This is a genomic window from Roseovarius sp. 217 (assembly GCF_000152845.1).
In the GTDB taxonomy this organism is placed as follows: Bacteria; Pseudomonadota; Alphaproteobacteria; order Rhodobacterales; family Rhodobacteraceae; genus Roseovarius.
The window spans coordinates 3,611,903-3,626,798 of the sequence record NZ_CH902584.1; the positions used below are offsets into that span (position 1 = coordinate 3,611,903).

The window sequence follows — 14,896 nt, forward strand, 5'->3', positions numbered from 1 at the left end:
CGCGGCTCAGCGCCCCTCAAACTGTGCGGGGCGTTTTTCGAGGAAAGCCACCACGCCTTCTTTGAAGTCGCGGCTCTGGCCGCAGGCGCCTTGCAATTTGGCCTCAAGGTCAAGCTGGGTTTCAAGCGTGTTGTCCCATGTGCTGCGGATCGCCTGTTTGATGGCACCATAAGTTTGCGTTGGTCCCTTGGCCAGATGGGCCGCACGGGCGCGCCAATGGGCGGCAAAGCCTTCGTCGCTGACCGCCTCCCAGATCATGCCCCAATCGCTCGCCTGACGCGCGGAGATGGGTTCCGCAAAGAGCGCGGCCCCCATTGCCTTGGCCATGCCCATCTGACGCGGCAGCGCATAGGTGCCGCCCGCATCCGGAATGAGGCCGATGCGGGCAAAGGCCTGAAGGAAATAGGCGCTCTCGGTCGCGATCACCACATCCGCCGACAGGGCCAGATTGGCCCCTGCCCCGGCCGCCGGTCCGTTGACCGCGCTGATCGTCGGCACCGGGCAATCGGTGATGGCGCGCAGCATCGGCACATATTCCTCGCGCAGCACCCGCTCGAGATCGAGCGTCGTGGCATTGCCCCCGTCGCCCAGATCCTGCCCCGAGCAAAACGCACGGCCCGTGCCCGTGAGCACCACAACACGCGCCTCGCGTCCCGCGTGGATCACCGCATCGGTGATCTCGGCCCGCATCTGGGTGTTGAGCGCGTTCATCTTATCCGCGCGATTGAGGCAGAGGAGCGCCACGCCGTCGGCGATCTCCAGCGTGATGGTTTGATAGTCTTTCACGGATTCGGGCCTTTCGGTCTGGTTTTGCGTATCAAACCCCAGACCTCCGTCCACGCCAAGCGAAACCGGGCGTCAGTCCTTGAGGATTTCGCGCAGGCGGCTTTCCTCGGCCTCGCTCAGCCGGGCCACGTCGGTTTCGGGCGCGCGTGACCGGCCCCGCAGATAGACCGCGCCAATCACCAGCCCGGTTCCCAGCATCAGCGGCCCAGCCAACCACAGGAGGATGTTGGACCCGCCGATCCGGGGCTTGAGCAGGACATATTCGCCGTAGCGGTCGACGATGAATTGGACCGCCTCTTCGTTGCTGTCGCCCGCCAGCAACCGTTCGCGCACCAAGAGGCGCAGGTCGCGGGCCAGTTCGGCGTTGGAATCGTCGATGCTTTCGTTACGGCAGACCAGACAGCGCAGGCCCGAAGAAATATCCCGCGCCCGCGCCTCGAGTGCGGGGTCGTCAAGAACCTCATCCGGCTGCACAGCGAAGACCGGCGCGGCAATCACGCAAAGGGCGAGGATCAGGCGTTTCATTCCGCAGGCACCGCATTGGCCATTTTGCGCGCGCCAGCGGCCACGCGGTAACGCCGGTCGCTGAGCGACAAGACCCCGCCAAGCGCCATCAAAAGGGAACCGCCCCAGATCCAGTTGGCCAGTGGTTTGTAATAGCTGCGCACCGCCCAGCCGCCGCCGATCTGCGGATCTCCGATCACGACGTAGATGTCACGCAAGAAGGCATTGTCGAGCGCGGCCTCTGTGGTGGGCATCTGCGCAACGGGGTATTCGCGTTTCTCGGGCTTCATCTTGGCGATTTCGCGCCCGTCCTTGGACAGGGTAAAGGTCGCCAAGGTGGCCAAGTAATTGGGGCCATCCTCTTTGTGAACCTCGTCGAGTTGCAGCGTATAGCCCGCGATGTCGAACTGCTCACCCACCTGCAAGACACGGATGTCTTCTTGTTGCCAAGCCATCATCGCGGCAATTCCGGCCATGGTCACGCCAAGCCCGCCATGCGCCACCGCCTTGCCCCAATCGGCGCGCGGCAGGCGGGTGAGGCGTGCAAAGCGTCCCGCCCCACGCCCGGTGCGCGTCCAGATATCGACCATTGCGCCGCCAATCAGCCACGCCGCCAGAAAGAGCCCCATGGGACCGAGCGCCGAGCGCCCGGTTTGCATCGCCCAAGCCAGAGCGCCAATCGCCACGGCGAGCGCGAAGACCGGGGCCAGTTGCCGGATGATCCGGCCCAAAGTGGCGCGTTTCCACGGCAGCATCGCCCCCACCGGCAGAATGAGGCCAAGCGCCACCATGAAGGGGGTGAAGGCCGCGTTGAAGAACGGCTCTCCCACCGACAGTTTGCGATCAAACAGCATTTCGGCGATGAGCGGCCAGATGGTCCCGATAAAGACCACGAAACAGGCCACCGCCAGTAGGAGGTTGTTGAGCACCAGCACGGATTCGCGGCTGACAAGGCTGAACACGCCCTTGGCCTGCATCACACCGGCGCGCGCCGCAAAAAGCGTGAGCGCGCCCGCCATGAACACCGCAAGGATGGCGAGCAGAAACACGCCGCGCTCCGGGTCCGTGGCAAAGGCATGCACCGAGGTCAGAACGCCAGATCGGGTGATGAAGGCACCGACCATGGAAAAGCCGAACGCGATGATCGCCAAGAGGATCGTCCAGCTTTTCAGGCTTTCGCGCTTTTCCACAACGATAGCGGAATGCAGCAGGGCGGCGGCAATCAGCCATGGCATGAAAGACGCGTTTTCCACCGGGTCCCAGAACCAGAACCCGCCCCAGCCCAATTCGTAATAGGCCCACCAAGAGCCAAGACCGATGCCGATGGTCAGGAAGATCCACGCGGCCAGCGTGTAGGGCCGCACCCACCGCCCCCATGCCGCATCAACGCGCCCTTCGATCAGGGCCGCAACGGCAAACGAAAAGGTCATCGAGAGGCCGACATACCCGAGATAGAGGAACGGCGGATGGAAGGCGAGACCGGGGTCTTGCAGCAGCGGATTGAGATCCTGCCCGTTGAAGGGCGGAACTGCCATGCGCAGGAACGGGTTGGAGGTCAGAAGGATAAAAGCAAAGAAGGCCACGCCCACCATCGCCTGCACGCTCAGCACCCGCGCGCGCAGCGACGGCGGCAGATTGGAGCCAAACCACGCCACCGCCGCGCCAAAGAGCGTGACGATCAGGACCCACAAGAGCATCGAGCCCTCGTGATTGCCCCAGACGCCCGTGACCTTGTAGAGCATCGGTTTGTCGGTGTGGCTGTTGAGCACAACCAGACGCAGCGAGAAATCCGAGGAGACAAAGGCCCATGTCAGCGCGGTAAAGGCCATGGCTGTCAGCAAGAACTGAATCGTCGCCGCCGGTTCGGCCAGGGCCATCCAGCCCGGCCAGCGCTTATAGGCGCCAATCAGCGGAACGGTGGCCTGAACACAGGCCACCAGAAAGGCAAGGATGAGGGCGAAGTGACCGAGTTCTGTAATCATGCCCTGAGTATAGGGCAGGACCACGCCCCGGCCAATCGCAATCGGCGCGCGCGCCGGATCACATTGTCGCGGGGTTCAGCCGCGCCGCCGCCATTCCGCCAACGCGGCATTATCGGTTGGGGTCAAGGCGCTCAACGCCACCTCCGCATCGCCGCCGCTATCGGCCACACCGGGGCTGGTGGGGCTGAGCGCGCGCAGGGTCCGGATGCTCTCGGCCACCTGCGGCGCACGGGCGATGGTGCTGGCGATGGAGCGTTGAAAGTCCTGCCCTTTGGCCTGATAGCGCGCACCGAAATAGAAACTGACAATCGCCCCCAAAAGCCACCAGAGCGGCTCTGGCACCAGCGCCAGCCCTGCCATGCGCTCGCCGAACCACAGGGGATCAACCATCGCCGCCACAAAGAGGCCAATCGTGCCAAGCGCCATTGCCGGGCGCGGAATGCGGTTCAGCCCGTCGATGATCCGGTCGAACAACCCGCGGTTCTCCAGCCGGAACTCGCCTGCCATCTGCTCCAGTGCCGCGCGCTGCGTCTCGACGCTGCGCTGGTCAGCGGCCTCGGCGTTGACGCGAAACACCTCGGCGGTCTCGCGCACCACATTGGCGCCGCTGCCAAAGAGCACCCGCAGAATATCCATCACCATGCGCTGATCCTCGCGTTGAACTGGGCCTGGCTGAGATGAAAGCGCGGCGAGATGAAGTCTTCCGCGCGTGTGATCCAGCCGCCCTTGCCGCCGGCGCGGCTGCGGGCGAATTTGCGGCTGGCGGGGCGGGCGTCGGCGAGGCTGAGGTAATAATTGCGCCGCGCAATCCCATAGGCATCGGCAATATGATCCGGCGCGGCCTTGGCTGCCACCTCAGCTGCCGTCACGGTAATTGGCCCGATCAGCCCATCCACCTCGATCCCCTGCCCCATCTCGCGCAACAACCGTTGCAGGATCTTGACCGCATTCACCCCGGCGTTGACATACATGTCGAACACGCTGGCCTGCAGGCTCTCTGGCAGGCGCGCGATGCCGGGACGGCGATAGTAATGGTCGATCAAGAGCGCCACAGCCCGATCGCGCGTGAGCGCGCGCACATCGGAGGCATCCACCGCCCCGTCGCCTGTGAGGTCCAGACCCAGACGTCGCAGCGTGTGGATCGTCACGGCAAAATTCGTGGCCCCGCCGGGATCATCGGGATCGTCCACATAGCCGCCTTCGCGGGCGACGATCTCTTGCGCAATCCGCTCGACAGTTTGCATCAAATGGCCCGCCTTTTCCCGTGAAACACGAGCCTCAGCATCGGGACCAATCGTTAACGCCGCCCTGTCAGACCGCACGCACCCCGGCCTTGGCCGACCGGGGCTTTTTCTTGGGAGAAATACTCTAATCCGTCAGAGGCGGCCTTAGCTGCCATTCGGGTCCTTGTAGACGCCCTGCGCCTTGAGCGCATCGACCACTTCCTTGGGCATATAGGTCTCGTCATGTTTGGCGAGAATTTCGCTGGCGACAAAGGTCCCGTCGCGGTAGCTGCCGGTGCCGACCATGCCCTGATTTTCCTCAAAGAGATCGGGCAGCACGCCCTTGTAGGTCACTGGCACCACGCCGTTGCCATCGGTCACGTTAAAGCGGATGGTCTCGCTCTCGCCGCGTTTGAGGCTGCCCTCTTCCACCAGCCCACCGATGCGGAACACCTCTGTGGGGCTGGGCGGTTCCGCCAGAACCTGGGTTGGCGAGCGAAAGAAATTGATCCCGTCACGCATGCCATAGCCGATCAGGCCGGTGGCCAGCACAAGTGCCACGGCGGCAATCGCGATGACCTGCACGCGGCGCTTTTTCTTGAGCGATTTCATCGGTGTCATCCTTACGGAAAGACCGGGGCCAGCATCAGCCCCGTGGTCTCTGGTTCAGATAACATCAGATTGGCGTTTTGCAACGCCTGCCCGCTGCTACCTTTTGTCAGGTTATCAAGGGCTGCAATCACGATCGTGCGTCCGGCACGCCGATCCGCCACCACGCCGATATGGCAAAAGTTGCTGCCGCGAATGTGGCGCGTGCTGGGTGTCTCGCCCATCGGCAGAACCACGATGAACGGCTCCTGGGCATAGGCCGCCGCCAGTGTGGCGTGAATCTGCGCGGCCTCGCCCCGGACATAGCCGGTGGCGAGAATCCCGCGATTGGCGGGGATGAGATGCGGGGTAAACTGGATTTCGACGGGGCGCCCGGCAAGGGCGGAAAACTCCTGATCGAACTCGCCCAAGTGCCGATGCGTGCCGCCGACCGAATATGCGTGATAGCCCTCGGACAGTTCCGCATGCAGCAGATTTTCCTTGAGGCTGCGCCCCGCGCCGGACACGCCGCATTTGAGGTCAAGGATGATCTCGTCGAGATCAATCACCCCGGCAGAGATCAGCGGCCGCAGGATAAACTGCCCCGTCGCCGCGTTACAGCCCGTGCCCGCCACCAGCCGCGCGCCGCGAATGTCCTCGCGGTAAAACTCGGTCAGCCCGTAAACCGCCTCTTTCTGAACCTCAGGCGCAGCATGGGGATTGCCATACCATTTCTGATAGGCGCTCGGATCACGCAGCCGGAAATCTGCCGACAGATCCACGATCTTGAGGTCGCGCGGCAGCGCCGCGATCACCTCTTGGCTGGTTTTGTGCGGCAATGCGCAGAAACAGAGGTCGATGTCAGAGAAATCAATCTCGTCGATGGTGACAAGATCAGGCAGATCGAGATGCCGCAGATGCGGAAACACCTGTCCCATGCTCTGCCCCGCCTTGGAATTGGCGGCGAGTGCAGTGATCTGCATGGCCGGATGGGTTGCAATCAGCCGGACAAGCTCGGCCCCGGTGTACCCCGAGGCGCCCAGAATGGCGATGTTATGGGTCATGGTGACCTCACTTTCAGATGGGTTGAGGATAGGTCTATTTCGGACCCGCCGCAATGCGTCAGGCCTGTGAGATACGCCCGAAACGGATGCGATCAGGCTGCCGAGAACTTGATTTCTCGTCGCAGGAATTGCGTGGCGCGGGAGGACACCCGCTTGGGATCGCCGGTGGTCAGGAACGCGGACTCGGTGCCCGCTCCGATCTTGTTCGGGTGCCGCCCCAGGTAATCGGCAAGGCTCGACGCGACCAGATTGGGCTGCGAATAGACCGCCACATCGGGGCCGAGCGCGTCCTGAAACACCTCTTGCACCAACGGATAATGCGTGCAGCCCAGCACCGCCGCCTCTGGATGCGGCATCTTGCGCTTGAGCGCGTCGACATGGCTGCGCACCAGCGCCTCGGCCAGAATCATGTCGCCCTCTTCGATGGCATCGACCACGCCGCCGCAGGCCTGTGCCTCGACATCGACACCTATGGCGCGAAACGCCAATTCGCGTTGGAACGCCCGGCTGCGCACGGTCGCGGGCGTGGCGAACAGGGCCACATTCTTGACCGCCACTTCGCGGGGCGGGGAATTATCGCCCCATTGCCGCTCGGTCAGCGCCTCGATCAGCGGCACAAAGACGCCCAGCACCCGCTTGTCACGCGGCACCCAGGATTCCTGCATCCGCCGCAGCGCCGCCGCCGAAGCGGTGTTGCAGGCCAGAATCACCAGATCACAGCCCGCCGCGAACAGGCGGTCCACCGATGTTGTGGTCAGATCGTAGATATCATCGGCATCGCGCACGCCGTAGGGCGTATGGGCATTATCGCCCAGATAAACAAAGGGCACATCCGGCAAGCGTTTGCTCACCGCATCCCACACCGTCAGGCCGCCCAGCCCGCTGTCGAAAATCCCTACTGCCATGTCCCATGTCCAGTGCCGTTATTCGAATTCGAACCCGATTTCAGAGGAGACAACCGGGCTTGGCGACAATTCATAAGTCTTGGCGCGCAGGAATGCCATGAGGGATTTCGTGTCGCCCGCATATTGCGACAGTGTGCTACGCGGGATCGGATCGCCCACCACCACGCGCACCGGTGTATCGATGCGCTTGCGGAATTCCTTGATCAAGAGGCCCATGCGCAGCGTCACATGCAGATGGCTGGCGAGTTGAAAGAGGCGGCTGGTGTGTCCATCGAAATAGACCGGCACCACGGCGGCTTGGCTCTTGGCGATCATCTTCGCGGTAAAGCCGCGCCAACCGGGGTCCATCGGGTGCGAAAACGGCTTGGCCGCCGTGCTGACGGTGCCGCCCGGAAAGATGCCGATAGCCCCGGCCTGCCCCAGATAGTCGAGGGCTGTCTTGCGGGTGGCCAGATTGAGGGCGACCGCCTCCTTGGTCTCGTCGAAACTGATCGGCAGTATGACCTTGTTCAGATCCTCGGCCTTGCGAAAAATCTGATGCGCCAGAATGCGGAAATCGCCGCGGGTCTGGCTTAGGATATGGCCCATCATCAACCCGTCGAGAATGCCGTAGGGATGATTGGCGATCAGCACCAAGGGCCCCTCTTTCGGAATGTTCGAGAGGCTGCCGCCCACCACATCAAGCGTGAGGCCATAGCGCTCGACGATCACGTCCCAGAAATCACGCCCGCCCGCCACTTCGCTCTCATAGCCAGCTGCGCGCTTGATCAACGCGATTCGCCCGGTGAGGTTTTCCATCGTGCGGATCATCGCGCGCCCGCTCTTGGTCTGAGCCGAATAGGCGTAGGAAATGTCACGGGCAATCTGGCGATCTGGGCGCATGGGCGATCCTCGGCTGAGTCGCGTCTCGTTAAGATTATGCGACAGATGTGACCAGATCCCATGACAGTTTCGTGACGCCTATTCCGCCGCCTGTGCCATTTCCGCCCCGCCCGACCGGATCACCGCCAAGAGCTCTGTGCGCCGAGTTGCGGCCTTGGCGGCGTTGGCCTCCTTGACCGGACCAAAGCCCCGGATCGACAGCGGCAAGAGCGCCAGTGCGATGATCGCATCGCGGGTGCGGGCGGTGAGCAGCGGCAGAACCTCGGCCATATCGCCCTCATATTGCGTGATCAGCGCCCGTTCCAATTTACGCTCGGCGGTGCGGCCAAAGGGATCAAGCGGCGTGCCGCGCAGGATTTTAAGTTTTGCCAGCAAACCGAACGCCCGCAGGATGCCGGAGCCGAATTCGCGCTTCTTGGGCCGACCGTCGCTGCCCATCTTGGACAGCATCGGCGGGGCGAGGTGGAATTTCAGCGTGAAATCCCCCCCGAACTCGGCCCGCGCCTTGTCCGCCGTCTCCAGATGCAGGCGCGCGACCTCGTATTCGTCCTTGTAGCTGAGCAGTTTGTGATAGCCCTGCGCCACCGCGTCCTTGACCCCCGCATCGGTGATCCCGCCCAGCAGGCGCAGATACCGCCGCGCCAGCCGCTTGCCCTGATAGGCGGTCAAATGCGTTTCGCGGAAAGCAATGCGTTCGGCCAGCGTTTTCGGCTTGGCAATCACCGTCGGGGTCAACAGTTTCCCGACCTCCGCCGGATAGAGCGCCGCCCAACGCCCCACCTCAAACGCCCGCAGATTGGCATCGACCGCCGCCCCATTGAGACGAATGGCCTCAGTGATGGCGTCATGGCTGATGGGCAACAGCCCGCGCTGCCACGCCGCGCCAAAGATCATCATGTTGGAATAGATCGAATCGCCCATCACGGTTTTGGCCAGTTCGGAGGCATCGAACATCTGCACCGCATCGCGCAACCGCGCCTCAAGTGCGAGTTGCAGGCGGTCGGCAGGCAGGGTGAATTCGGTGTTGCGGGTGAAATCGCCGGTGATGATCTCGTGGCTGTTGACCACCGCGCCGGTGCGGCCCGGACGTGTCAGACCCAGCGTCTTGGCCCCTGCACTGACCACCAGATCGCCACCGATCAGCGCATCACATTCGCCGGTCGCCACGCGAATGGCGCTGATATCGCCGGGATTTTCGGCCAGACGGCAGTGGATATGCACCGCGCCGCCCTTTTGGGCGAGACCGGCCATTTCCATCATGCCCGCCCCCTTGCCGTCAATCTGCGCCGCCTGCGCCATCACCGCGCCGATGGTCACAACCCCGGTGCCGCCCACGCCGGTGATGACCACGTTATAGGTGCCGTCAATCGCGGGCAGCGCGGGGGTTGGCATCTCGGGCAGGGTCAGATCGGCGGTGCTGTCCTTGCGGATCTTCGCGCCTTCGAGCGTCACAAAAGACGGGCAAAACCCCTTGAGACAGGAAAAATCCTTGTTGCAGCTCGATTGATCAATCGCCCGCTTGCGGCCCAGTTCGGTTTCCACCGGCACGATCGAGACGCAATTCGACTGCACCCCGCAATCGCCGCAGCCCTCGCAGACGTCGGTATTGATGAACACGCGGCGGTCGGGGTCGGGGAACTTGCCCCGCTTGCGGCGGCGGCGTTTTTCGGCGGCGCAGGTCTGGATATAGAGGATGACGCTCACCCCCTCGACCTCGGCCAGCCGTTCCTGCACGCTCATCAGATCGGATCGTTCTGAAAATTCAATACCTTGTGGGAAGGACTTAAGGTCCACGTCCTCTTTCTCGTCATAGACGACCGCCAGATTTTTCACCCCCATGGCGCGCAATTCGGCGGCGATGCGCGGCGCGTTCAGCCCGCCCTCGTTGGCCTGCCCGCCGGTCATTGCCACGGCGTCATTGTAGAGGATTTTATAGGTGATCGTGGTGCCTGCGGCCAAAGCTGCGCGAATGGCTTGCACGCCGGAATGGTTATAGGTGCCGTCGCCCAGGTTCTGGAACACATGTTTGCGCGTCGAGAACGGCGCCTCGCCGATCCAATTTGCCCCCTCGCCGCCCATATGGGTAAAGCCGGTCGTCTCGCGGTCCATCCACTGCACCATGTAGTGACAGCCGATCCCGGCATAGGCGCGCGCGCCCTCGGGCAGCTTTGTCGAGGTGTTATGTGGGCAGCCCGAACAGAAATAGGGCAGACGGGTCGCAATCTCGGCGGCGTTGTCATTGCGCCGCGCCTCGCTCAGCGCCTCGAGCCCCGCCTTGATCCGGTCGGTGCCGCGCCCCTCCTCAATGAGGATGCCGCCCAGCTTTTCCGCGATCCAAATGGGATCAAGCGCGCCGCGCGTCGGGAAGAGTTCCTCGCGGTGCATGCCCCCGGCACCGCCCTTGTACCAGCCATAGACGCGTCGCCCGCGCCGGTCGTCAAAGATCGCCTCCTTGATCTGCACCTCGATGAGCTTGCGCTTTTCCTCGACCACCACGATCAGATCGAGGTCTTCGGCCCAATCGTGAAACCCCTGCATGTCGAGCGGGAACACCTGCCCGACCTTGTAGGTGGTGATGCCAAGGCGCTCTGCCTCATTCGCATCAACCCCCAACAGCTCCAACGCATGCACCAGATCGAGCCAGTTCTTGCCCGCCGCAACAAAGCCGATCTTGGCCCCCGGCTTGCCCAGCATACGCTTGTCCATGCCATTGGCGCGGGAAAACGCCTCGGCGGCAAAGCGTTTGAAGTCGATCATCCGCGTCTCTTGCGCATGCGGCGTGTCGATCAGGCGAATGTTCAGCCCGCCCTCTGGCATCGGGAAATCGGGCGTCACAAGCTGCACGCGGTCCGGGCGGCCATCGACCACCGAGGTTGCCTCGACCGTGTCCTTCATCGTCTTGAGCCCCACCCAGACCCCGGCAAAGCGGCTGAGCGCATAGCCGTAGATGCCGTAATCGAGGATTTCCTGCACGCCCGCCGGGCTGACCACCGGCATATAGGCATCGACCAGCGCCCATTCGCTCTGATGCAGCACGGTCGAGGATTCGCCCGTGTGATCATCGCCCATCGCCATGAGCACGCCGCCATGTTTCGACGTGCCCGCCATATTGGCGTGCCGCATCACATCGCCCGAGCGGTCCACCCCCGGCCCCTTGCCATACCAAAGGCCGAACACGCCGTCATACTTGCCCTCGCCCCGGAGTTCCGCCTGTTGCGCGCCCCAGAGGGCGGTGGCTGCCAGATCCTCGTTCAGCCCTTCCTCGAAGCGCACCTGCGCCTCTGTCAGGACCTTTCCGGCGCGCCGCATCTGGAGATCGACGGCCCCCAAAGGCGAACCGCGATAGCCCGTTACAAAGCCCGCCGTGTTCAGCCCTGCGGCGCGGTCACGGGCTGCTTGGGTCACCATCAAACGTACAAGCGCCTGCGTGCCATTGAGCAGAACGGGTGATTTCTCCAGATCGAAGCGGTCGTTCAGCGTTACCTTTTGCGTGGTCATAGCGTGCCTCCCTTGGTTGAGGGCCATGCCTCAATATAGAGCAATATTAGGTCATAATTCATGACCTACCAAGTGGAATTTTACGAAAATGTCGCACCTCCCCTATAGTTGACCGAGGATTATCTGCTATTGCGTCATAGGCGTTGGTTTCCTCAGAAAGTTAAATTTATGGATTGGGACAAGCTCAGAATATTTCATGCGGTGGCGGATGCCGGGAGTCTCACCCATGCCGGAGAGCAGTTGCATCTGTCGCAATCGGCGGTAAGTCGCCAAATCCGCGCGTTGGAAGAATCGCTGAATGCCACCCTGTTTCACCGCCACGCACGCGGGCTGATTCTCACCGAACAGGGGGAATTGCTGTTCGATGCCACCCGCGCGATGATGAAACGGCTCGATGCCGCGACCGCCCGCATTCGTGACAGCGAGGAGGAGGTGTTTGGTGATTTGCGCGTGACCACGACCACCGGGTTCGGCACGCTCTGGCTGGCACCGCGCCTGCCCAAGCTCTATGAAAAATACCCGGATCTCAAGATCGACCTCATGCTTGAAGAGCGCGTGCTCGACCTGCCGATGCGCGAGGCCGATGTGGCGATCCGCATGAAAGAGCCGTCACAGGCCGATCTTATCCGCAAGCGGCTCATGAGTGTGCATATGTGCCTCTATGCGACGCAGTCCTATCTGGAAGTGCACGGCGAGCCAACATCGCTGGATGATATGAACGCGCATCGCCTGATCTGTCAGAACCCGCGTTCGGCGCAGGTCGGGGCCGGTGCGATGCTGGTGAACGAGTTGATGACCAATGACATCTCCTCGCTCTTGACCGTCAACAACTACTTTGGCGTTCTCCAGGGCGTTCTGCACAATCTCGGCATCGGCGTCCTACCAGATTACCTGACGCGTGATTTCCCGCAATTGGTGCGCGTTCTGCCCGAGGTGCAATCGGTCGAAGTACCGGTGTTTCTTGCCTATCCGGAAGAGTTGCGCCACTCCAAGCGGATCGCCGCCTTTCGGGATTTCGTGCAGGACGAGATTATATCCTATCGCAAAACGCTGAAAGAACAGGCGGTTAGCTGAGGTTCCGGGCTAAACGGGTTTCAGCCATGCATCTCTTGCATAGCGGACATGCTGCATGTGCGGCATTTTTTTCCTTGAATGGACGGAGAGGCACCCTTAATTGCCAATCGTGACGGTGATAGCCGCAAGGCAGTCACCCTCATACCTCCCTGTTGGACTTCGGCCGAGCTTAGTGCTCGGCCTTTTTTTTCGTGGTGCCAGAATTTGAGGCAGGCCGCTCAGATCACCGGCAGGGCGGATGGGGCAAACCGGGACAGGCGCTGTGCCCGACCTTCGCGGATCACGATGTTTTCCTCATGCACCATGATCGACCCCGGTGCGAGTTCCACCCCCGGTTCCAGCGTGATCACCATACCGGGCTTGAGGAGGGTATGATCCTTGGCCGTCAGGGACAGACCTTCGGTTAGTTGCATGCCCAGACCGTGCCCCAGACGGCCCGAGGTTTCATCGCCGCCGGTGATCCGCGCCATCGCCCGCCAGACATCAGAGGCGGTGGCACCGGCGCGCGCCGCCTCTTCTCCGGCCTCGGTGGCCTCGATCAACCGCGCATGCGCCGCGCTTTGCTCTGCCGTGGCATGGCCAATCGCGAAATTCCGGTCATAGTCGCAGAAATACCCGTCCCAGACCGCGCCGGTGTCGAGCATGAGCACATCGCCCACCACCAGCGGCGTGTCGCCGGCGGGCGAGATCACATCCCCATAGCCCAATGGCCCGGCGCCTCCGGCCAGATACGGCACCCAATCAGCGCCCTTTTCGAGCAAAAGCCGCTGGAAATCGCGAAACACCGCGCAGAGCGGCACGCCGGGCTCTGCAATCTCGGCCACCCGGTCAAAGGCGCGCCCGGCGATATCGCAGATATGCGCGATCTTGACGATTTCGGCCTCGGATTTGACGGCGCGCAGCCCCGCCATGATCCCGGCATCATCGCGAAACGCCAGAGCACTCGCACGTTTCACCCGCTCGAAATCCGCCAAGGGCATGCGCAGATGGCTCTCGGGGCCCGAGGGCACACCCACGGGGCCGCCAATCTCGCGCAGCGTCTCGGCCAGCAGCGACACGCCATCATCCTCGGGGTCCGGGGCCGCCCAAGTGCGAATATCGCGCAGCCCTGTCCGCGCCATCAGCGGCGCTCCAATCGTGGGGATCACCGCCACCGGATCACCCGAAGCAGGCAGGATCAAAAACCACGGGCGGCTTGGGCTTTCCCAGAACCGCGTGAGATAGCCAGTGAAATAGCGGATTTCCGGCTCTGTCGTCAGCAAGAGCGCGCCAAGCCCTGCCTCGGCCATGCCGAATTGCGCCGCGCGCAACCGCGCCCGGAACTCTGCCTGCGAAAACCCGCGCCTCATGTCTCTGGTCCTTCGCTCAGGATGCAGAGCACCCGAGCGTCCGCGCCGAGCGCGAGTCCCGGCAGCGCCGCCAAACCCGCCGCGCCCGACGGCGTCGTGGCCAATCCCTGTGCTGCCAATCCAGCCAGCACCGCCTCGGCCTCTTGATCCGTGATCGTCACGAACGCATCCGCGTCCCGCGCCAATCCCTTGAGCGCAATCAGCGACGGCACCTTGCAATCGAGCCGCCCCATGGTGGAGGCAGGTCCAGTTGTCTCCAGTGGACGGCCTGCGCGAATGCTCTCGTAAAGGGCTGGCGCGCGGTCAGGCTCGACCACAATGATCCGGGGCGCATCGCCCCAGACCTGCCGGAACCATGCCGCACAGGCCCCGGCCAGCCCGCCAACGCCCGCCTGTAGCAGAATATGCGTTGGTGCCTCGGGTATTTGGCGCGCGGCCTCTTCGGCCATGGCCAGATACCCCTCCATCAACCGGTGCGGCAGATCGAAATATCCCGGCCAGGAACTGTCTGACAATAGGGTCCAGTCGTTCTCCATCGCCGCGCGCCCCGCCGCGACCATGCTGGCCTCGTAATCTTGCCCTTCTCGCACCACGTCGGCCCCTTTGGCCCGCAGCCGCGCGGCAAAACTCTCGGGCACGGTCTCGGCCAGATAGATCACCGCCCGCGCGCCAAAGAGCCGCACCCCCGCCGCGACAGACATGCCGTGATTGCCCGCACTCGCCGTCACATAGCTGCGCCCCACAAGCGCGCGGCTCATATCTTCGGGCCCGGTCTCTGCCGCTTCATGGGCGATCACATAGGCCGCGCCCAGCGCCTTGAAACTGCCCAGCCCCATGCGCCCGCGTTCGTCCTTGGCCCAGATTTTTGGCCCAAACCCCATGACCGGCACAAGCGGGGTCTCTGTCGCCGCCGGACAGCGCCCCAAGAGCGCGCGCACCGCGTCCACATCGACGCTCGGCCATGGCGCGTTGGTCAGCACGGCGTCGGGCAAGCCCTCACCACGCCACGGATTGTCGATTTCTTGCATCTCGCCCCCTGTC

Annotated in this window: 13 protein-coding genes; 1 reads left to right on the forward strand and 12 read right to left on the reverse strand. The window is 63.0% G+C overall.

Annotated elements, in window-relative coordinates; genetic code table 11:
• Positions 1-6 precede the first annotated feature (6 nt).
• From ROS217_RS17315 to ROS217_RS17360, 10 genes are all read right to left on the reverse strand, one after another.
• Entirely contained in the window at positions 7-786 is a 780-nt protein-coding gene (locus ROS217_RS17315; protein WP_040651658.1) for an enoyl-CoA hydratase-related protein, read from the reverse strand.
• 72 nt (positions 787-858) lie between these two features.
• Positions 859-1,311, reverse strand: a complete 453-nt coding sequence (locus ROS217_RS17320; protein WP_009819094.1) for a cytochrome c-type biogenesis protein — start codon at positions 1,309-1,311, stop codon at positions 859-861.
• Complete coding sequence (locus ROS217_RS17325; protein WP_009819095.1) at positions 1,308-3,272, reverse strand: heme lyase CcmF/NrfE family subunit; 1,965 nt, start codon at positions 3,270-3,272, stop codon at positions 1,308-1,310. The genes ROS217_RS17320 and ROS217_RS17325 overlap by 4 nt, the downstream gene beginning before the upstream one ends.
• A 75-nt stretch (positions 3,273-3,347) precedes the next feature.
• On the reverse strand, positions 3,348-3,914 hold the full coding sequence (locus tag ROS217_RS17330) for a holin family protein (RefSeq protein ID WP_009819097.1): 567 nt from the start codon (positions 3,912-3,914) through the stop codon (positions 3,348-3,350).
• Positions 3,908-4,516 carry a holin-associated N-acetylmuramidase gene (locus ROS217_RS17335; RefSeq protein ID WP_009819098.1) on the reverse strand — a complete coding sequence of 203 codons (609 nt, stop codon included), beginning with the start codon at positions 4,514-4,516 and terminating at the stop codon, positions 3,908-3,910. The genes ROS217_RS17330 and ROS217_RS17335 overlap by 7 nt, the downstream gene beginning before the upstream one ends.
• A gap of 144 nt (positions 4,517-4,660) precedes the next feature.
• Positions 4,661-5,107 (reverse strand): cytochrome c maturation protein CcmE, encoded by a 447-nt coding sequence (gene ccmE / locus ROS217_RS17340; protein ID WP_040651661.1) that lies wholly within the window; start codon positions 5,105-5,107, stop codon positions 4,661-4,663.
• A gap of 11 nt (positions 5,108-5,118) precedes the next feature.
• Positions 5,119-6,147, reverse strand: a complete 1,029-nt coding sequence (argC, locus tag ROS217_RS17345; RefSeq protein ID WP_009819100.1) for an N-acetyl-gamma-glutamyl-phosphate reductase — start codon at positions 6,145-6,147, stop codon at positions 5,119-5,121.
• A 92-nt stretch (positions 6,148-6,239) separates the two neighbouring features.
• Positions 6,240-7,052, reverse strand: coding sequence for a glutamate racemase (locus ROS217_RS17350; RefSeq protein WP_009819101.1), 813 nt, complete (start codon positions 7,050-7,052; stop codon positions 6,240-6,242).
• Between the two features lie 18 nt (positions 7,053-7,070).
• Complete coding sequence (locus tag ROS217_RS17355) at positions 7,071-7,934, reverse strand: lysophospholipid acyltransferase family protein (RefSeq protein ID WP_009819102.1); 864 nt, start codon at positions 7,932-7,934, stop codon at positions 7,071-7,073.
• Positions 7,935-8,012: 78 nt separating this feature from the next.
• Positions 8,013-11,432, reverse strand: a complete 3,420-nt coding sequence (locus ROS217_RS17360; protein ID WP_009819103.1) for an indolepyruvate ferredoxin oxidoreductase family protein — start codon at positions 11,430-11,432, stop codon at positions 8,013-8,015.
• 168 nt (positions 11,433-11,600) lie between these two features.
• Between ROS217_RS17360 and ROS217_RS17365 the strand changes: the two genes are divergently transcribed.
• Positions 11,601-12,506, forward strand: a complete 906-nt coding sequence (locus ROS217_RS17365) for a LysR family transcriptional regulator (RefSeq protein WP_009819104.1) — start codon at positions 11,601-11,603, stop codon at positions 12,504-12,506.
• Positions 12,507-12,724: 218 nt separating this feature from the next.
• Here the strand turns inward: ROS217_RS17365 and ROS217_RS17370 are convergent, their stop codons facing one another.
• A complete protein-coding gene (locus ROS217_RS17370) occupies positions 12,725-13,855 on the reverse strand; it encodes a M24 family metallopeptidase (RefSeq protein ID WP_009819105.1) in 1,131 nt (376 codons plus the stop codon).
• Positions 13,852-14,883 carry a pyridoxal-phosphate dependent enzyme gene (locus ROS217_RS17375; RefSeq protein ID WP_009819106.1) on the reverse strand — a complete coding sequence of 344 codons (1,032 nt, stop codon included), beginning with the start codon at positions 14,881-14,883 and terminating at the stop codon, positions 13,852-13,854. Before ROS217_RS17375 ends, ROS217_RS17370 begins: the two co-directional genes overlap by 4 nt.
• Positions 14,884-14,896: the final 13 nt, after the last annotated feature.

Bases quoted from the DNA above. Each gene is read 5' to 3' on its own strand.
- ROS217_RS17320 (WP_009819094.1), bottom strand. From the start codon at position 1,311: ATGAAACGCCTGATCCTCGCCCTTTGCGTGATTGCCGCGCCGGTCTTC.
- ROS217_RS17325 (WP_009819095.1), bottom strand. From the start codon at position 3,272: ATGATTACAGAACTCGGTCACTTCGCCCTCATCCTTGCCTTTCTGGTG.
- ROS217_RS17330 (WP_009819097.1), bottom strand. From the start codon at position 3,914: ATGGTGATGGATATTCTGCGGGTGCTCTTTGGCAGCGGCGCCAATGTG.
- ROS217_RS17335 (WP_009819098.1), bottom strand. From the start codon at position 4,516: ATGCAAACTGTCGAGCGGATTGCGCAAGAGATCGTCGCCCGCGAAGGC.
- ccmE (WP_040651661.1), bottom strand. From the start codon at position 5,107: ATGAAATCGCTCAAGAAAAAGCGCCGCGTGCAGGTCATCGCGATTGCC.
- argC (WP_009819100.1), bottom strand. From the start codon at position 6,147: ATGACCCATAACATCGCCATTCTGGGCGCCTCGGGGTACACCGGGGCC.
- ROS217_RS17350 (WP_009819101.1), bottom strand. From the start codon at position 7,052: ATGGCAGTAGGGATTTTCGACAGCGGGCTGGGCGGCCTGACGGTGTGG.
- ROS217_RS17355 (WP_009819102.1), bottom strand. From the start codon at position 7,934: ATGCGCCCAGATCGCCAGATTGCCCGTGACATTTCCTACGCCTATTCG.
- ROS217_RS17360 (WP_009819103.1), bottom strand. From the start codon at position 11,432: ATGACCACGCAAAAGGTAACGCTGAACGACCGCTTCGATCTGGAGAAA.
- ROS217_RS17365 (WP_009819104.1), top strand. From the start codon at position 11,601: ATGGATTGGGACAAGCTCAGAATATTTCATGCGGTGGCGGATGCCGGG.
- ROS217_RS17370 (WP_009819105.1), bottom strand. From the start codon at position 13,855: ATGAGGCGCGGGTTTTCGCAGGCAGAGTTCCGGGCGCGGTTGCGCGCG.
- ROS217_RS17375 (WP_009819106.1), bottom strand. From the start codon at position 14,883: ATGCAAGAAATCGACAATCCGTGGCGTGGTGAGGGCTTGCCCGACGCC.